A 16,920-nucleotide genomic window follows, 5' to 3' on the forward strand; every position below is an offset into this window, starting at 1 on the left:
CTCGAGGCGCTCAGACCAGCCAGGCCGCCGAGTCCGGCGGCAGCTTGCCGTCGACCAACGGCGCGCTGGCCAGGATCACCTCGCCCGGCGGCAAAGCCATCGGCAGCCGACCGGCGTTCAGCGCGCACACCAGCGCGCCACCGTGCCGCTCGAAGATCAGCAGGTCGTCGTCGGCGGCCAGCCATTCGAGCTCGCCGCCGTGGAATTCGCTTCGCTCCCTGCGTAGTTGGATGGCGCGCCGGTAGAAGGACAGCGTCGAGTCTGGATCGTCGAGCTGCTTTTCGACGGTCAGCGCCGCCCAGTCGGCCGGCATCGGCAGCCAGGTATCGGCGGTGCTGGAGAAGCCGAACGGGGGAGCGTCGCCCGACCAGGGAAGCGGGACCCGGCACTTGTCGCGGCCGCGTTCGGTGTGCCCCGAGCGTTCCCACGTCGGGTCCTGGAGCACTTCCTCGGGCAGATCGAGGACATCGGGCAGGCCCAATTCCTCACCGTTATAGATGAATACCGCGCCAGGCAGGGCCAGCATCACCATCGCCATCGCCCGCGCCCGGCGCAGCCCGACCTCGCCGCCGCCGTAGCGGGTGACCTCCCGGCCCACATCGTGGTTGGAAAGCGTCCAGGTCGGGGTGGCGTTCTCAATCGCGGTGGCTTCCAACGAGTTCTGGATCGCGTCGTGGATTTCGCGCGCGTCGAAGTCGATCTTCGTCAGCCGGAAATTGAAGCCGAGATGCAGTTCGTCGGGCCGCAGGTACTCGGCCCAGAGGAGGTTGTCCATCACCCACACTTCCCCGATCGTCACCGCCGGCGAGTAGTCGTCGACGATCTTGCGGATTCCGCGGTGAATCTCGTGCACGCTCGGGTGGTTGAAGCGCGGGTCGTCGTCGCTGTGGCTCAACACCTTGACGTCGTCCTTGGCATCGGGCAGGCCGGGCGGCTTGGCCATCCCGTGGGCCACGTCGATGCGGAAGCCGTCCACGCCGCGCTCCAGCCAGAAGCGCAGCGTCTTCTCGAAGTCGTCGAAGACTTCGGGGTGCTCCCAGTTCAGGTCGGGCTGCTCGGCGTCGAAGAGGTGCAGGTAGTACTGGCCGGGGTTGCCATCCGGTTCGATCACCCGGGTCCAGGCCGACCCGCCGAACACCGATGTCCAGTTGTTCGGCGGCAATTCGCCGTCGGGACCGCGGCCGTCGCGAAAGTAGTAGCGCTCGCGCGCGTCGGTGCCAGGCCCGGCGGCCAGCGCTGCCTGAAACCACGGGTGCGCCGAACTGGTGTGGTTGGGCACCACGTCCATGGTGATCTTGATGCCCCGCTCGTGGGCCGCCGCGATCAGCCGCTCGATCGCGGCCATCCCGCCGAACAGCGGGTCGACGTCCCGGGGGTCGGCGACGTCATAGCCGTGGTCGGCCATCGGCGAAACGGTGACCGGGTTGAGCCAGATCGCGTCGATGCCGAGCTGCGTGAGGTAGTCCAGGCGGGCGGTCAACCCGTCCAGGTCGCCGACGCCGTCGCCGTCGCTGTCCGCGAACGACCGCGGATAGACCTGGTAGAAGACCGCGCTCAACCACCACGGCTCGGGGCTCATGCTGCTCCGTTCGGTTACTGGGATCAGAACGATGAATTGACCAGGGAGTGCGCGGCCATTTCCAGGTATTCAAGCAACTCGCGGCGGTGTGCGTCGTCCAACGTCTGCGAGTCGATGGAGGCGACGGCGGTGTGCATGCAGCGCAGCCAGGCATCGCGCTCGATAGGGGTGATCCGGAACGGCGCGTGTCGCATCCGCAGCCGCGGATGCCCGCGCCGGTCGGAGTAGGTGCGCGGGCCGCCCCAGTACTGCTCGAGGAACATCCGCAGCCGCTCCTCGGCACCCGCCAGGTCGTCCGCGGGGTACAGCTGAGAAAGAATCTCGTCCTCGGGGACCTGCGCGTAAAACCGCGACACGATCGCATTGAAGGTTTCGGCACCGCCGACGGCGTCGTAGAAGCTCACCTGATCCATCCCCTCCATTGTGGTGCATCGCCGGGTTGGCAAGGCCGTACGGCCCCGCGTCGCGCCTTCTGTTCACCGGTTTGTCACGGCGCGCACCAGCAATAAGGGTGCGTTTGGCGGCGAATCATGGTGGACTATCGGCGGAGGATCTATGGCGCATGGCAAGAGACGCCGCAGCCACCGCAGTTCCGGTGCCGCGGCAGGGTTAACCGGGCCCCCAACCGCGTCACCCCTGCACAGCGTCGATACCCACCCGCCTACCCGCCACGAAACCGCGTCGATCTGGAGTCGGCGGCGGGTGCTCCTGCTCAATTCCACCTACGAGCCGCTGACCGCGCTGCCGATGCGGCGGGCCATCGTCATGGTGATCTGCGGCAAGGCGGACGTGGTGCACGACGACCCGGCCGGGCCGGTCATCCACTCGGCGACCAGGTCGATCGTGGTGCCCTCGGTGATCCAGCTGCGGTCCTACGTGCGGGTTCCCTACCGGGCGCGCGTGCCGATGACCCGCGCCGCCCTGATGCACCGCGACCGTTTCTGCTGCGCCTACTGCGGGGCCAAGGCCGACACCGTCGACCACGTGGTGCCGCGCAGCCGCGGCGGCGACCACTCCTGGGAGAACTGCGTGGCGTGCTGTTCGACTTGCAATCACCGCAAGGGCGACAAGCTGCTCGCCGAATTGGGCTGGGCGCTGCGCCGCGCGCCGTTGCCGCCCACCGGGCAGCACTGGCGGCTGCTGTCGACGGTCAAGGAGCTGGACCCGTCCTGGGCCCGGTACCTCGGCGAGGGTGCAGCCTGACCAATCCCGTGTCCAAGTGTGCGGGCGCATCACCCGGTGGGATACGGTTTGCGTCGTGAGCCCTGGAGAGATTCACCTGTACTTCATCGGAATCCCGCTGGCGCTGGTTGTGGTGCTGTCCCTGCTGATCTGGCGGCACAAGGGGCCCCACCCCGCGACCTACAAGATGTCGGAGAAGTGGACGCACCCGCCGATCCTGTGGGCCGCCACCGACGAAGACGTCGGCGGCGCGCATCACGGACACGGCACGTCGGAGTTCTCGGTGGGAGGTGGCGCCAGTGGCACATGGTGAGGTTGCGACGATCGAGCGCAGCGAGCTGCCCAAGGGTTCGGTGATCACCACCAGCGGGCGGATTTCCGGTGTTACCGAGCCGGGCGAGCTGTCGGTGCATTACCCGTTTCCGACCAAGGACCTGGTCGCCATCGACGATGCGCTGAAGTACGGCTCGCGGGCGTCTCAGGCGCGGTTCGCCATCTACCTCGGGGACCTGGGCAGCGACACCGCCGCGCGGGCCCGCGAGATCTTGGCCAAGGTGCCGACGCCCGACAACGCGGTGCTGCTCGCCGTGTCGCCCGACCAGTCCGTCATCGAGGTGGTCTACGGCTCGGCGGTACGAGGTCGTGGCGCCGAGTCGGCCGCGCCGCTCGGGGTGGCCGCCGCCTCGTCGGCGTTCGAGCAGGGCCACCTGGTGGACGGGCTGGTCAGCGCGATCCGCGTGCTCAGCGCCGGGATCTCGCCGGCCTAGCCTCCGCCCACCACGCGAGGGCGCGTAAATGTACGCCGAATGCGGCGTGTCGGCGTACAAACACGCGCGCTCGCCGGAAAGCAGGATCAGGACGCGTCGAACGTGCGGGCGCGCAGCGACCGCTTGACCCCGGCCTGACCTTCCAGCACCAGGCGCCGCAGCGCCGGCGGAATCTCGGGGTCGCTCAGGAACTCGTCGGCGGCCGCGATGCCGGCCTCGCTGATGTCCCAGTGCGGGTAGAGGCCGATCACCACGGTTTGGGCGACCTCGCTGGAGCGCCGCGTCCAGACCCCGGCAATCGCGTCGAAGTAGCGCCCGGTGAACGCCTTGAGCAGCTCGTGCTGTCCCGGCGGGGCGATGCCGGCGATGATCGATCGGGCCGTGATGTTGGCCAGCGTGTCGTCCTCCATCACCGTCGTCCAGGCCCGCTCCTTGACCTCGAGTTGGGGCCGTGCGGCCGCGGCTTGGGAGCCGTGGCGCTTGCCGGCGGCGGTCGGGTCGCGCCGCACCTCGGCGTCGATGAACGGGGTCGCGGACCCATCGGCGTCGATCTCGCCGGCGGCGGCCAGCGCGGTCACGATGCGCCAGCGCAGGTCGGTGTCGATCTCCAGCCCGGCCAGACCCCGCTCGGACGGGTCGTGATCCAGCAGGTCGGCCAGCGTCACCACGTGCCGCGTCGACAGGACGGACGTGCACAGTGTGTTGACGAACGCGAGCTGGTGATCCGATCCGGGCGCCGCGGCGCGGGCCAGCTCCAGCAGCCGGTCGGCGAACTGCGGCCAGCCGTGCTCGCGCGCCCAGGCCGGCTCGGCGTAGGACGCCAGCGCCGTCTGGGCTTGCATCAGCAGCCGCTGCGCCACCCCGACCTCGGTTTCGGCCTGCACGCCGCCAGAGACCAGCGCCACGAAATCGCGGGCGCGCAGCTCGGCCTCGCGGGTCATCTCCCACGCGGCCGACCACACCAGCGAGCGCGGCAGCGGCTCGGCGATATCGGCGATCCGCTCCAGCGCGGTCTGCAGCGACTGGCTGTCCAGCCGCAGCGAACAGTAGGTCAGGTCGTCGTCGTTGACCAGGATCAGCTTGCCGCGCGAAACCCCAACCAGCGCAGGCACTTCGGTGTCCGGGCCCTCGACGTCGAGTTCCTCGCGGTGGACCCGCACCAGCTTGCCGGCGCCACCGGGATCATCTTCGTCGTAGATGCCGATCGCCAGCCGGTGCACCCGCGTCTCGCCCGCCCCGGGCGCGGCGCCGCTTTGGCGCACCACGAATCGGGTGAACTTGCCATCGGCGTCGACGTCGAAGTCGGGCCGCAGCGTGTTCAGGCCGGTGGTTTTCAGCCACTGCTGACCCCAGTCGGACAGATCGCGACCGGACGCCTTTTCCAGCGCGGCGATCAGGTCGCTGAACGTGGCGTTGCCGTAGGCGTGCGTGCGGAAGTAGTCGCGCAGCCCGGCCAGGAAGTGCTCCAGCCCGACGTAGGCGACCAGCTGCTTGAGTACCGACGCGCCCTTGGCGTAGGTGATCCCGTCGAAGTTCACCTCGACGGCGGCCAGGTCGGGGATCTCGGCCGCGATCGGGTGCGTCGACGGCAGCTGGTCCTGGCGGTACGCCCACGACTTCTCGACGGTGGCGAACGTGGTCCACGCCTCGGTGAATTCGGTTGCCTCGCTTTGGCACAACACCGACGCGAAGGTCGCGAACGACTCGTTGAGCCACAGGTCGTCCCACCACGTCATGGTGACCAGGTCGCCGAACCACATGTGCGCCATCTCGTGCAGCACCGTCTCGGCGCGCCGCTCGTAGGAGGCCCGGGTGACCTTGCTGCGGAAGACGTAGTCCTCGAGGAAGGTAACCGCCCCCGCATTTTCCATGGCGCCGGCGTTGAACTCGGGCACGAACAGCTGGTCGTACTTGCCGAACGCGTAGGGCAGGCCAAAGTTCTTGTGGTAGAAGCCGAATCCCTGTTTCGTCTGGATGAATAGCCGCTCGGCGTCCATGAATTCGGCCAGCGAGGCCCGGCAGTAGATGCCCAGCGGGATCTCGCCGTGTTCGTCGGTGTAGGAGTCCCTCCACTCGGCGTACGGGCCCGCGATCAGCGCCACCAGGTAGGTGCTCATCCGCGGGGTGGTGGCGAAGGTGTGTATGCCGTCCTCCACCGATACCGTCGCGCCGTTGGAGATCACCTTCCAGTGTTGGGGCGCAGCCACCCGCAGGTCGAACGTCGCTTTGAGGTCGGGTTGGTCGAAGCACGCGAACATGCGCTTGGCGTCGGCCGTTTCGAACTGCGAATACAGATAGACCTCGTCGTCCACCGGGTCGACGAAGCGATGTAGCCCCTCGCCGGTGTTGGAGTAGCGGCAGTCGGCGTCGACGACGAGGACGTTTTGCTTCTCGAGCCCGCGCAGCGGGATGCCGGTCGATTCGTCGTATCCGGACACGTCGAGTTCGCGGCCGTTGAGGGTGGCGCCGCGGATGGCGTCGGCGGCGATGTCGATGACGGTATCGGCGCCGGCGAGCGCCTCGAACGCCACGGTGGTGGTGGACCGGAAAGTCCGGTCGCCCGGGCCGCCCGAGCCGTCGGTGACGTCGAGGCTGATCCGGTAGTTGTCAACGGTGATCAGGGCCGCGCGCTCGACGGCCTGGTCACGGGTGAGGTTTGGAAGGGCCACGCGTCCAACTTAAACGTGTTGGTGAACGCCTGGTAACCGGAGCGACGGGGCGGGAACACCCGCCGCGCGACTACGGTTGTGCTGAACGGTGTTATGACCGTATCTGCTCTCGAGGAGAGGACCGCGCTATGTCCGAGAAGACCAACGGGAAAAACCGAGCCGATTTCTGGTTCGATCCGCTGTGTCCCTGGTGCTGGATCACGTCGCGCTGGATCCTCGAGGTGGAGAAGGTTCGCGACATCGAGGTGCATTTCCACGTCATGAGCCTGGCCATCCTCAACGAAAACCGCGAAGGCCTGCCCGACAAGTACCGCGAGATGATGAAGCACGCCTGGGGGCCGGTGCGGGTGGCGATCGCCGCGGAGCAGGCCCACGGCGCCAAAGTGCTGGACCCGCTGTACACCGCGATGGGCACCCGGATCCACAACGAGGACGACAAGAACCTCGAGGAGGTCATCAAGCTGTCGCTGGCCGACGCCGGCCTGCCGGCGGAGCTCGCCGAGGCCGCGCAGAGCGAGGAGTACGACGAGGCGCTGCGCAAGAGCCACCACGAGGGGATGGACGCGGTCGGCGACGACGTCGGCACGCCGACCATCCACGTCAACGGTGTGGCGTTCTTCGGGCCGGTGCTCTCGAAGATCCCGCGCGGCGAGGAGGCGGGCAAGCTCTGGGACGCCTCGGTGACCTTCGCGTCGTATCCGCACTTCTTCGAGCTCAAGCGGACCCGCACCGAGAAGCCCGAATTCGACTAGACCCTCGACTGGCCCCGGCGGGCGCGCGGCTGTAAAGATGGCGGGCATGCGCGTCTACCTGGGTTCCGACCACGCCGGATACGAGCTCAAGCAGCAGATCATCTCCCACCTCAAGGAATCCGGGCACGAGCCGATCGATTGCGGCGCGTTCAGCTACGACGCCGAGGACGACTACCCGGCGTTTTGCATCGCGGCCGCGACGCGCACGGTGGCAGACCCGGAGAGCCTGGGCATCGTGCTCGGCGGGTCGGGCAACGGTGAGCAGATCGCCGCCAACAAGGTGCCGGGAGCGCGCTGCGCGCTGGCGTGGAGCGTCGAGACCGCGACCCTGGCGCGCGAACACAACAACGCGCAGTTGATCGGCATCGGCGGCCGCATGCACACGGTCGAGGAGGCGTTGACGATCGTGGATGCCTTCCTGAGCGCGCAGTGGTCGAAAGCCGAACGCCACCAACGGCGTATCGACATCCTCGCCGAATACGAGCGCACCCACCAGGCGCCGCCGGTTCCCGGCGCCCCGGCTTAAGAGATGCCCGAAGGGCACACCCTGCACCGGCTGGCCCGGCTGCATCAGCGCCGATACGGTGGCGCCGCGGTCGCGGTGTCCAGCCCGCAGGGCCGGTTCGCGGACGCGGCGGCCGTCGTCGACGGGCGGGTGCTGCGGCGCACCAGCGCGTGGGGCAAGCACCTGTTTCACCACTATGACGGCGGCCCCATCGTGCACGTGCACCTCGGGTTGTACGGCGCCTTCACCGAGTGGGAGCGGCCCCACGATGCGCCGCTGCCCGAACCGGTCGGGCAGGTGCGGATGCGGATGGTCGGTGCCGACTACGGCACCGACCTGCGCGGTCCGACGGTGTGCGAGGTCATCGACGAAGCTCAGGTCAGCGACGTGGTGGCCAAGCTCGGCCCCGACCCGTTGCGCAGCGACGCCGACCCGGCGTGGCCGTGGGCTCGAATCAGCAAGTCACGCAAGCCCATTGGCGCGTTGCTGATGGACCAGACCGTGATCGCCGGCGTGGGCAACGTCTATCGCAACGAGTTGCTGTTCCGCCACCGCATCGATCCGTTCCGGCCCGGCCGCGCGATTGGCGAGGCGGAGTTCGACGCGGCGTGGACCGATCTGGTGGCGCTGATGAAGGTCGGTTTGCGCCGCGGCCAGATCGTCGTGGTGCTGCCCGAGCACGATCACGGGCCGCCGTCGTACCGGCAAGGGCGGCCACGCACCTACGTCTACCGGCGCGCGGGCGAGGCGTGCCGCGTGTGCGGCGGAGCGATCCGCACCCAGGTGTTGGAGGGCCGAAACGTGTTCTGGTGCCCCAACTGCCAGAAGTGACGAGAATCCTGCCACTGACAGGAAACCCTAAGCAAGAAACGCCGGCGTCTACTGTTTGGGCGCGGCTTCCGTCGGGTATGAATGGCGCCGTGAAACTCCTTCCACGTTTAGTTGCAGCCGTTTTCGCGATAGTCGTCGGTCTTGGTCTGGCGGGGCTGGGCGCGTCACCCGAGGCGCAAGCGCAGCCCGGGCCGTTCCCGCAATGGTGCCCCGGGGACTTCTGGGACCCGGGCTGGGGAGACAATTGGGACCGCGGGCACTGCCATGACAACTGGCGCGGGCCGGGCCCCAACCCGCACCCCGAACCGTGGCGTGGCCCGGGCGGACCCGGCGGCCCTGGTTGGGACCATCGCTGATCCGTGACCAAATGACCGCGCCCCGCCGGCAACGGTTCGGCGGGGTGCGGTCTTACGTTTGGGCGCGCTCGATGACGCCCAGCGCGGCGTAGACCTCGTCGCTGAGCGCGACGCTCCGCGGGTCGGCGTTGGCCTTGGTGGCGTCGAAGCGATTCATCACGTACGCGTAGCCGATTCGATGCTCGAGGTCGACAAACCCGAATGAGCCGCCCAGGCCGCCGTGCCCGAAGATGCGGGGGTTGGGGCCGTTGACGCACCGCTGGTTGAGCATGTAGCCCAGGCCCCAGCCGTGGTCGGCGACGCGCGGGCCCAGCACCAGGTCGGTTTCGAAGCCGCCCTGCGACACCCGGACCCGTTCCATGTGCTCGCGGGTCAGCAGCCGCTCCTGCGCGAGCCCGTTATAGAACGTCGCCAGTCCCAGCGCCGACACCTGGCCGTTGGTGCCGGGGAACTCGAGTTGGCGCCACAGCTCCAGGTCGTGCGAGCCGAGTTCGTCGTCGGGGGCGAAGCCCATCGATATCGACAGCGCCGCCTTGGGGTGTTCGGTCAGGCTGGTCGGGTAGCCGGGCGCCTGCGCCTCGGCCAGCAGGTCCCGGGCGTGCGGCTTGTTGACTCGCTCGGCGCAGCGCCGTTGCTCGGTGGGCGACAGGCCGATGTGGACGTCGGCGCCGAGCGGTTCGGCGATCTCGGTGCGCAGGTACTCGCCGACGGTGCGGCCCGTGACGCGGCGGAACACCTCGCCAAGGATGAAGCCGAAGGTGGTCATGTGGTAGCCCTGCGCGGTGCCGGGCTCCCACCACGGTTCGGCGGCGGCGAGCTGCCGGCAGACGAAGTCCCAGTCGGCGACGTCCTCCCAGCGCATCCGGGTGCGCGGCCCGATGACGCCGGAGCGATGGCTCATCACCATGGCCAGCGTGACGGCTTCCTTGCCCGCCTGTGCGAACTCGGGCCAATAGCGCGCCACCGGCGCGAACAAGTCCAGCTCGCCGCGGTCAGCCAGCTGGTGGACGCAGGTGGCCGTCATCCCCTTGGTGCCCGACAGGACCGTCGTCAGGGTGTTCTGTTGCCACGGCCGGGTGCGGGCGGCGTCAGCCCAACCGCCCCAGAGGTTGACGACGAGCTCCCCGTCGACCCACACCGCGACGGCCGCCCCAACCTCTCCCTGCAGCACAAAATTGCGCTCGAACGCGTCGCGCACACCGACGAAGTCGGAAGCACATGAGCCCTTCAGTTCGACGTCGCTCATGGCGCCTTTCTGTCGAGCAAGCATCAGCCCGAGCGGGCGACGGGAATCGAACCCGCGTAGCTAGTTTGGAAGACTAGGGCTCTACCATTGAGCTACGCCCGCAAGTTTTAGTCGAGCGAGACTGTATCTGGCGGCGAACATCAAATCTAATCGAAGCGGTTTTGTGATCGCCCCGTGAGGTCCCGCACGTCTTGACGGTCGCTGCGGAGCCGACGGCCACCTTTGCGGTGAAGGGCCGTAGGATCTGCGAGGTCAGCGCGGGGTGTAGCGCAGCTTGGTAGCGCATCCGCTTTGGGAGCGGAAGGCCGCAGGTTCAAATCCTGTCACCCCGACCAATACTGCGCCGATCCACCGAATACCGAGGAGCACACCCGTGAAGAGCAGCGTCGAGCAGTTGAGCCCCACCCGGGTGCGCATCAACGTTGAGGTGCCGTTCACCGAACTCGAGCCCGATTTCCAACGCGCCTACAAGGAGCTGGCCAAGCAGGTCCGGCTGCCCGGATTCCGGCCCGGCAAGGCGCCGGCCAGGCTGCTCGAGGCGCGTTTCGGCCGCGAGGCGATGCTCGACCAGGTCGTCAACGACGCGCTGCCGGCCCGGTACGGACAGGCGGTCGCCGAGGCCGAGGTCGAGCCGATCGGCCAGCCCGAGATCGAGGTCACCAAGAAGGAGTACGGCGAGGAGCTGGCGTTCACCGCCGAGGTCGACGTGCGTCCGAAGATCACCCTTCCCGACCTCGGCTCACTGAAGGTCTCGGTCGACCCGATCGAGGTCAGCGACGACGACGTCGACGCCGAACTGGAGTCGTTGCGCGCGCGATTCGGCACCCTGAAGGGAGTCGAGCGCCCGGTTGCGCTCGGCGACTTCGTCTCGATCGACCTGTCGGCCACCGTCGACGGCGAGGAGGTGCCCAACGCGGCCGCGGAGGGCCTGTCGCACGAGGTGGGCTCCGGCCGGCTCATCGCGGGGCTGGACGACGCGCTGGTCGGCCTGTCCGTCGACGAGTCCAAAGAGTTCACCGCGAAGTTGGCAACGGGGGAGCACGCCGGCAAGGACGCACAGGTCACCGTCACCGTCAGGTCGATCAAGGAACGCGAACTTCCCGAGCCCGACGACGAGTTCGCCCAATTGGCCAGCGAGTTCGACACGATCGACGAGCTGCGGTCCAACCTCCGCGAGCAGGTGGGCCGCGTCAAGCGCGCCCAGCAGGCGGAGCAGATCCGCGACGCCACGATCGACGCGATTCTCGAGCAGGTCGACGTGCCGCTGCCCGAGGCGATCGTGAAGGCTCAGGTCGACAGCGCCGTCCACAACGCGCTGCACAGCTTCGAGCACGACGAGGCCAAGTTCGCGGAGGCGCTGCGCGAGCAGGGTAAGTCGCGCCAGCAGTTCGAGGTCGACGCGCACAACGCCGCCGAGTCGGACGTCAAGAAGCAGCTGTTGTTGGACGCGCTGGCCGACGAACTGGGAATCCAGGTCGGCCAGGAGGACCTGACCGAGCGACTGGTCATGACGTCCCGGCAGTACGGCATCGAGCCGCAGCAGCTGTTCACCTACCTGCAGGAGAACAATCAGCTGGGGGCCATGTTCGCCGACGTGCGCCGCGGGCTGGCCGTCGCTGCGGCGGTGGAGGCGGCGACCGTCACCGACACCGACGGCAACACCATCGACACGAGCGAGTTCTTCGGCAAGCGGGGCGAAGCTCCGGACGAGGCCGCGGAGGCTTCGGACGACGACGAGGTCGAGGCGGCCGACGAGGCTAAGGATTCCGAGGACGCCGACGAAGACGCTGAGGCCGACGACGAGGCGAAGTGACCCGCGATGACGCTGTGAGCGAACGGGCCCATTTAAGGGGGCGCGCGACCGGCACACGGCGGGCTTGGTTGGTTAGGGTCGGAACAGAGAAGAACTCGAGAAAGCAGGTAACCCAGTCGTGACTGACATGCGTTCGCCCTCGCAGGGGCTCAACCTCACGGACTCGGTCTATGAGCGCTTGCTCTCCGAGCGCATCATCTTCCTGGGTTCGGAGGTGAACGACGAGGTCGCCAACCGGCTGTGCGCGCAGATCCTGCTGCTCGCCGCGGAGGACGCCGACAAGGACATCTCGCTCTACATCAACTCCCCGGGCGGATCGATCAGCGCCGGGATGGCGATCTACGACACCATGGTGCTGGCGCCCTGCGACATCGCCACGTACGCGATGGGCATGGCCGCCTCGATGGGCGAGTTCCTGCTCGCTGCCGGCACCAAGGGCAAGCGCTACGCGCTGCCGCACGCCCGGATCCTGATGCACCAGCCGCTGGGCGGGGTGACCGGCAGTGCGGCCGACATCGCCATCCAGGCCGAGCAGTTCACGGTCATCAAGAAGGAGATGTTCCGGCTCAACGCCGAATTCACCGGCCAGTCCATCGAACGCATCGAGGCCGACTCCGACCGCGACCGCTGGTTCACCGCCCAGGAAGCCCTCGAATACGGTTTCGTCGACCACATCATCACCCGCGCCGCTCACATCACCAACGGAGAAGCCCAGTGAATCCCGAAATGCAACCCCAGGCGCGGTACATCCTGCCGTCGTTCATCGAGCACTCCAGCTTCGGTGTCAAGGAGTCCAACCCGTACAACAAGCTGTTCGAGGAGCGCATCATCTTCCTCGGCGTGCAGGTCGACGACGCGTCGGCGAACGACATCATGGCGCAGCTGCTGGTGCTGGAGTCGCTGGACCCCGACCGCGACATCACCATGTACATCAACTCGCCCGGCGGCGGGTTCACCTCGCTGATGGCGATCTACGACACCATGCAATACGTGCGCGCCGACATCCAGACCGTGTGCCTGGGCCAGGCCGCGTCGGCGGCGGCGGTGCTGCTGGCCGCCGGGACGCCGGGCAAGCGGATGGCGCTGCCCAACGCCCGCGTGCTTATCCACCAGCCGTCGCTGTCCGGCGTGATCCAGGGCCAGTTCTCCGACCTGGAGATCCAGGCCGCCGAGATCGAGCGGATGCGCACGCTGATGGAGACCACGCTGGCCCGCCACACCGGCAAGGATGCGTCGGTCATCCGCAAGGACACCGACCGGGACAAGATCCTGACGGCCGAAGAGGCCAAGGACTACGGGATCATCGACACCGTCCTGGAATACCGCAAGCTCTCCGCGCAGACGGCTTAACGCACGAGCACCTTCGCCAGTCCGGCAATGTCGGCGGGTCCGACCCGGCAGCAGCCGCCGACGATGCGAGCACCGGCGGCCGCCCACTGCGCGGCCAAACGCGCCGAGAAATGCGATCGACCGACCCACGCGCGTCCGTCCCAGCGCTCGCCGCTGTTCGGGTAGACGATCACCGGCTTGCCGACGGCGCGGGCCAGCGGGATCGCGCGCAGCACGTCGCCGGGCGCGCAGCAGTTGACGCCGATCGCCACGATCTCGGGGACGCCGGCGGCCACCGCGAACGCGTCGGCCAGCGGTTGTCCGGCGCGGGTCGTCGTCCCGTCGATGGTGTAGCTGAGCCACGCCGGCACGCCGGCGGAGCGGACCAGATCAACGAGCGCCTCGGCCTCGTCGACATCGGGCACCGTCTCGCACGCCAGCACGTCGGCGCCAGCGGCGGCCAGGACCTCCAGCCGCGGCCGGTGCCAGCGCCGCAACTCCGCGACCGACAGGCCGTAGCGTCCGCGATATTCGGAGCCGTCGGCCAGCGCCGCGCCGTACGGGCCGACGGAGGCGGCGACAATCAGCCCGCCCGCGTCGGCTTCGGCGCGCGCCGCCTTCGCCAGCTCGACGCTGCGGCGCAGCAGAGCGGCGGATTCGTTCCGGTCGATTCCGCGAGCCGCGAAACCCTCGAACGACGCCTGATAGCTGGCCGTGGTCGCGATCGCGGCGCCGGCCCGGAAAAACGCGGCGTGCACGGCGACGATCTCCTGCGGCGCGTCTGCCAGCAGCCTGGCCGACCACAGCGGGTCCGAAAGATCGTGCCCGCGCGCCTCCAGCTCGGTGGCCAGGCCGCCGTCGCCGATCAGCACGGGCTCGGTTGGCCCTCCAAAACCGAAAGCCAATCCCACTCGATAACTGTAGGGTTGTGGCAGCCCACTGGACTCGATCGGGTAACGAGCGCGACACGCCAAAAACACGGATTGCGCGTCTCGGCGAGTGAGGGGCGCCGTCTGCCTATATGTTTCATGCAGACAACGGACATGAATACCAACGACGCGATTCGGCGGTAATGGTCGCGGGGGGCCCAAGCAAGCGGGTAGCGTCGGGGAATACATGCGGCATAGCACGACGAACGGCGAACAGGAAGTAGGCCCTCAGCACCATGGCGCGCATCGGAGACGGCGGTGACCTGCTTAAGTGCTCGTTCTGCGGGAAGAGCCAAAAGCAAGTCAAGAAACTCATTGCTGGCCCCGGTGTGTACATCTGCGATGAGTGCATAGACCTCTGCAACGAGATCATCGAAGAGGAACTCGCCGACGCCGACGACGTCAAGCTCGACGAACTGCCCAAGCCCGCCGAGATCCGGGAATTCCTGGAGGGATACGTCATCGGGCAGGACACCGCCAAGCGCACCCTGGCCGTCGCCGTCTACAACCACTACAAGCGGATTCAGGCCGGGGAGAAGGGCCGCGACTCGCGCTCCGAGCCCGTCGAGCTGACCAAGTCCAACATCTTGATGCTCGGCCCCACCGGCTGCGGCAAGACCTACCTCGCCCAGACCCTGGCCAAGATGCTCAACGTGCCGTTCGCCATCGCCGACGCCACCGCGCTCACCGAGGCCGGCTACGTCGGCGAGGACGTCGAGAACATCTTGCTCAAGCTGATCCAGGCGGCCGACTATGACGTCAAGCGCGCCGAGACCGGCATCATCTACATCGACGAGGTCGACAAGATCGCCCGCAAGAGCGAGAACCCGTCGATCACCCGCGACGTGTCCGGCGAGGGCGTTCAGCAGGCCCTGCTGAAGATCCTGGAGGGCACCCAGGCGTCGGTTCCCCCGCAGGGCGGCCGCAAGCACCCGCACCAGGAATTCATCCAGATCGACACCACCAACGTGTTGTTCATCGTCGCGGGTGCGTTCGCCGGGCTGGAGAAGATCATCTACGAGCGGGTCGGCAAGCGCGGCCTGGGCTTCGGCGCCGAGGTGCGCTCCAAGGCCGAGATCGACACCACCGATCACTTCGCCGACGTCATGCCCGAGGACCTGATCAAGTTCGGTTTGATCCCGGAGTTCATCGGGCGGCTCCCGGTGGTCGCGTCGGTCACCAACCTGGACATGGAGTCGTTGGTCAAGATCCTGTCCGAGCCGAAGAACGCGTTGGTCAAGCAGTACACCCGCCTCTTCGAAATGGACGGCGTGGAGCTGGAGTTCACCGACGACGCGCTGGAGGCGATCGCCGACCAGGCGATCCACCGCGGCACCGGCGCCCGAGGCCTGCGCGCGATCATGGAAGAGGTCCTGCTGCCGGTGATGTACGACATCCCGAGCCGCGACGACGTCGCCAAGGTCGTGGTGACCAAGGAGACGGTGCAGGACAACGTCCTGCCGACGATCGTGCCGCGCAAGCCGTCGCGCAGCGAGCGCCGCGACAAGAGCGCCTAAGCAATTCCCTGATTCCGGCCGCCTGAAGCTTTGAACAGCCCGGCCGAGGTTCCGCGGCGCCTGGCGCGTGGGCTGGACCTACTCAACTTTTTGCTGGCCGATGTCCGCGACGGGCTGGGCCCGTACCTGTCGGTCTACCTGCTGGTGACCCATCACTGGGACCAGGGGTCGATCGGGTTCGTCATGGCGGTCGGCGGCATCGGGGCGATCGTCGCTCAGGCGCCGGCCGGCGCGCTGGTCGACCGGACGACGGCCAAGCGGGCGGTGATCATCGCGGGCGCGCTGACCGTCACCGCCGGATCGTTGGCGATGCCGTTGTTTCCGGGCTTCTACTCGATCTCGGTGCTGCAGGCTCTCACCGGAGTCGCGGGTTCCGTCTTCGCGCCGGCGTTGGCCGCGATCACCCTCGGTGCGGTCGGCCCTCGTCTCTTCTCGCGGCGGGTTGGGCGCAACGAGTCGTTCAATCACGCGGGAAACGCGTCGGCCGCGGCCATCACCGGTGTCTTGGCTTACTTCCTTGGGCCCGCGGTGGTGTTCTGGGTGCTCGCCGCTATGGCGGCCGGCAGTGTCGTTGCGACCCTGCGGATTCCGGCCGACGCGATCGACAACGACGTGGCGCGGGGCATGGACCACTCCCCGGGCGAGCCGCACCAGCAGCCGTCGCAGCTGGCGGTGCTGCTGCACAATCGCCGGCTGATGATTTTCGCCGTCACGGTCATCGCCTTTCACTTCGCCAACGCGGCGATGCTTCCCCTGGTCGGCCAGTTGTTGGCGTTGCACAACAAAGACGTCGGGACCGCGCTGATGGCGGGGTGCATCGTGGCCGCGCAGGTCGTCATGGTCCCGGTGGCCTACCTCGCCGGGGCCAAGGCCGATTCCTGGGGGCGCAAACCCATTTTCTTGGTCGGATTCGCGGTCTTGGCCGCGCGCGGATTTCTCTACACCCTGTCCGACAACTCGTACTGGCTGGTGGGCGTCCAACTGCTTGACGGCGTGGGGGCGGGTGTGTTCGGCGCGTTGTTTCCGCTCGTCGTGCAGGACGTGACGCACGGAACCGGTCGGTTCAACATCAGCCTGGGTGCGGTGACGGCGGCGACGGGCATCGGCGCTGCGGTCTCGAACCTGGTTGCCGGCTCGATCGTGGTGGCGGCCGGCTACGACGCCGCCTTCGCCTTCCTCGGTGCCCTGGCCGCCGCGGGCCTCGTGTTGTATCTCGTCGCGATGCCCGAGACGGCGCCCCAGCGCCTGCCGGGCAGGCGATCAACGTGACCAATACCACAGTTTCGCCGCCTACGCACCAGTAGCCCGCGCTGACTTCGGCATTTAACCGTAAATCCGCTGCATGCAATGCTTTCGAGACGCCCATGCTTCTCTTAAAGAAGTGCCATAATTGGTACTACCAGTGACACACAAGCTTGTGGGCCAGGGAGCCGCCCCAGCGGCGC

Annotated in this window: 16 protein-coding genes and 2 tRNA genes; 12 read left to right on the forward strand and 6 right to left on the reverse strand. The window is 67.7% G+C overall.

Annotation, left to right across the window (positions count from 1 at the left end):
- Positions 1-10: 10 nt before the first annotated feature.
- Positions 11-1,579 carry a glycoside hydrolase family 13 protein gene (locus AWB92_RS02490; RefSeq protein WP_085183907.1) on the reverse strand — a complete coding sequence of 523 codons (1,569 nt, stop codon included), beginning with the start codon at positions 1,577-1,579 and terminating at the stop codon, positions 11-13.
- Between the two features lie 23 nt (positions 1,580-1,602).
- Positions 1,603-1,992, reverse strand: a complete 390-nt coding sequence (locus AWB92_RS02495; protein ID WP_067159296.1) for a globin — start codon at positions 1,990-1,992, stop codon at positions 1,603-1,605.
- Positions 1,993-2,134: 142 nt separating this feature from the next.
- Here AWB92_RS02495 and AWB92_RS02500 point away from each other — a divergent pair, with 142 nt between their 5' ends.
- The 3 genes from AWB92_RS02500 to AWB92_RS02510 are packed head-to-tail and all read left to right on the forward strand — an operon-like array spanning position 2,135 to position 3,528.
- Positions 2,135-2,782 (forward strand): HNH endonuclease, encoded by a 648-nt coding sequence (locus AWB92_RS02500; RefSeq protein WP_068104020.1) that lies wholly within the window; start codon positions 2,135-2,137, stop codon positions 2,780-2,782.
- A gap of 55 nt (positions 2,783-2,837) precedes the next feature.
- Positions 2,838-3,074, forward strand: coding sequence for a hypothetical protein (locus AWB92_RS02505; RefSeq protein ID WP_068104022.1), 237 nt, complete (start codon positions 2,838-2,840; stop codon positions 3,072-3,074).
- A complete protein-coding gene (locus tag AWB92_RS02510; protein WP_085183908.1) occupies positions 3,061-3,528 on the forward strand; it encodes a DUF5130 domain-containing protein in 468 nt (155 codons plus the stop codon). Before AWB92_RS02505 ends, AWB92_RS02510 begins: the two co-directional genes overlap by 14 nt.
- Before the next feature lie 86 nt (positions 3,529-3,614).
- Here the strand turns inward: AWB92_RS02510 and pepN are convergent, their stop codons facing one another.
- Positions 3,615-6,197 (reverse strand): aminopeptidase N, encoded by a 2,583-nt coding sequence (gene pepN, locus AWB92_RS02515; protein WP_085183909.1) that lies wholly within the window; start codon positions 6,195-6,197, stop codon positions 3,615-3,617.
- Positions 6,198-6,325: 128 nt separating this feature from the next.
- On the opposite strand from pepN, the gene AWB92_RS02520 reads away from it, so the two are divergent.
- The 3 genes from AWB92_RS02520 to AWB92_RS02530 are packed head-to-tail and all read left to right on the forward strand — an operon-like array spanning position 6,326 to position 8,285.
- Positions 6,326-6,949 (forward strand): DsbA family protein, encoded by a 624-nt coding sequence (locus AWB92_RS02520; RefSeq protein WP_085183910.1) that lies wholly within the window; start codon positions 6,326-6,328, stop codon positions 6,947-6,949.
- Between the two features lie 46 nt (positions 6,950-6,995).
- The gene (locus AWB92_RS02525; protein WP_068178381.1) at positions 6,996-7,475 is read left to right on the forward strand and encodes a ribose-5-phosphate isomerase; all 480 of its coding nucleotides are present in this window, start codon (positions 6,996-6,998) and stop codon (positions 7,473-7,475) included.
- 3 nt (positions 7,476-7,478) lie between these two features.
- On the forward strand, positions 7,479-8,285 hold the full coding sequence (locus AWB92_RS02530; RefSeq protein ID WP_085183911.1) for a DNA-formamidopyrimidine glycosylase family protein: 807 nt from the start codon (positions 7,479-7,481) through the stop codon (positions 8,283-8,285).
- Positions 8,286-8,693: 408 nt separating this feature from the next.
- Here AWB92_RS02530 and AWB92_RS02540 read toward each other — a convergent pair whose 3' ends face one another.
- Together AWB92_RS02540 and AWB92_RS02545 are read right to left on the reverse strand one after the other, a co-directional pair.
- Entirely contained in the window at positions 8,694-9,887 is a 1,194-nt protein-coding gene (locus tag AWB92_RS02540; RefSeq protein ID WP_085183913.1) for a serine hydrolase domain-containing protein, read from the reverse strand.
- Positions 9,888-9,918: 31 nt separating this feature from the next.
- A tRNA-Gly gene (locus tag AWB92_RS02545) sits at positions 9,919-9,989 on the reverse strand.
- 156 nt (positions 9,990-10,145) lie between these two features.
- Here AWB92_RS02545 and AWB92_RS02550 point away from each other — a divergent pair.
- The 4 genes from AWB92_RS02550 to clpP2 all read left to right on the forward strand — a co-directional run bounded on the left by AWB92_RS02550 (position 10,146) and on the right by clpP2 (position 13,050).
- Positions 10,146-10,222 (forward strand) — tRNA-Pro (locus AWB92_RS02550).
- Positions 10,223-10,260: 38 nt separating this feature from the next.
- Positions 10,261-11,700, forward strand: coding sequence for a trigger factor (gene tig / locus AWB92_RS02555; protein WP_085183914.1), 1,440 nt, complete (start codon positions 10,261-10,263; stop codon positions 11,698-11,700).
- Positions 11,701-11,827: 127 nt separating this feature from the next.
- Complete coding sequence (gene clpP1, locus AWB92_RS02560; RefSeq protein WP_067159269.1) at positions 11,828-12,418, forward strand: ATP-dependent CLP protease proteolytic subunit ClpP1; 591 nt, start codon at positions 11,828-11,830, stop codon at positions 12,416-12,418.
- Between the two features lie 8 nt (positions 12,419-12,426).
- Positions 12,427-13,050 (forward strand): ATP-dependent CLP protease proteolytic subunit ClpP2, encoded by a 624-nt coding sequence (gene clpP2, locus AWB92_RS02565; protein WP_142281919.1) that lies wholly within the window; start codon positions 12,427-12,429, stop codon positions 13,048-13,050.
- Here clpP2 and mmuM read toward each other — a convergent pair.
- Positions 13,047-13,940 (reverse strand): homocysteine S-methyltransferase, encoded by an 894-nt coding sequence (gene mmuM / locus AWB92_RS02570; protein WP_085183915.1) that lies wholly within the window; start codon positions 13,938-13,940, stop codon positions 13,047-13,049. The two genes, clpP2 and mmuM, sit on opposite strands and share 4 nt — an antisense overlap.
- Positions 13,941-14,194: 254 nt before the next feature.
- Between mmuM and clpX the strand changes: the two genes are divergently transcribed.
- Positions 14,195-15,475 carry an ATP-dependent Clp protease ATP-binding subunit ClpX gene (gene clpX / locus AWB92_RS02575; RefSeq protein ID WP_067159263.1) on the forward strand — a complete coding sequence of 427 codons (1,281 nt, stop codon included), beginning with the start codon at positions 14,195-14,197 and terminating at the stop codon, positions 15,473-15,475.
- Positions 15,476-15,505: 30 nt separating this feature from the next.
- Positions 15,506-16,744 carry an MFS transporter gene (locus tag AWB92_RS02580; RefSeq protein ID WP_085183916.1) on the forward strand — a complete coding sequence of 413 codons (1,239 nt, stop codon included), beginning with the start codon at positions 15,506-15,508 and terminating at the stop codon, positions 16,742-16,744.
- The last annotated feature ends 176 nt before the right edge of the window (positions 16,745-16,920 follow it).

Source organism: Mycobacterium sp. IEC1808 (assembly GCF_002101935.1).
Taxonomy (GTDB): Bacteria; Actinomycetota; Actinomycetes; order Mycobacteriales; family Mycobacteriaceae; genus Mycobacterium.

Bases quoted from the DNA above. Each gene is read 5' to 3' on its own strand.
- AWB92_RS02490 (WP_085183907.1), bottom strand. From the start codon at position 1,579: ATGAGCCCCGAGCCGTGGTGGTTGAGCGCGGTCTTCTACCAGGTCTAT.
- clpP1 (WP_067159269.1), top strand. From the start codon at position 11,828: ATGCGTTCGCCCTCGCAGGGGCTCAACCTCACGGACTCGGTCTATGAG.
- AWB92_RS02520 (WP_085183910.1), top strand. From the start codon at position 6,326: ATGTCCGAGAAGACCAACGGGAAAAACCGAGCCGATTTCTGGTTCGAT.
- clpP2 (WP_142281919.1), top strand. From the start codon at position 12,427: ATGCAACCCCAGGCGCGGTACATCCTGCCGTCGTTCATCGAGCACTCC.
- AWB92_RS02525 (WP_068178381.1), top strand. From the start codon at position 6,996: ATGCGCGTCTACCTGGGTTCCGACCACGCCGGATACGAGCTCAAGCAG.
- AWB92_RS02500 (WP_068104020.1), top strand. From the start codon at position 2,135: ATGGCGCATGGCAAGAGACGCCGCAGCCACCGCAGTTCCGGTGCCGCG.
- AWB92_RS02530 (WP_085183911.1), top strand. From the start codon at position 7,479: ATGCCCGAAGGGCACACCCTGCACCGGCTGGCCCGGCTGCATCAGCGC.
- AWB92_RS02495 (WP_067159296.1), bottom strand. From the start codon at position 1,992: ATGGATCAGGTGAGCTTCTACGACGCCGTCGGCGGTGCCGAAACCTTC.
- clpX (WP_067159263.1), top strand. From the start codon at position 14,195: ATGGCGCGCATCGGAGACGGCGGTGACCTGCTTAAGTGCTCGTTCTGC.
- AWB92_RS02540 (WP_085183913.1), bottom strand. From the start codon at position 9,887: ATGAGCGACGTCGAACTGAAGGGCTCATGTGCTTCCGACTTCGTCGGT.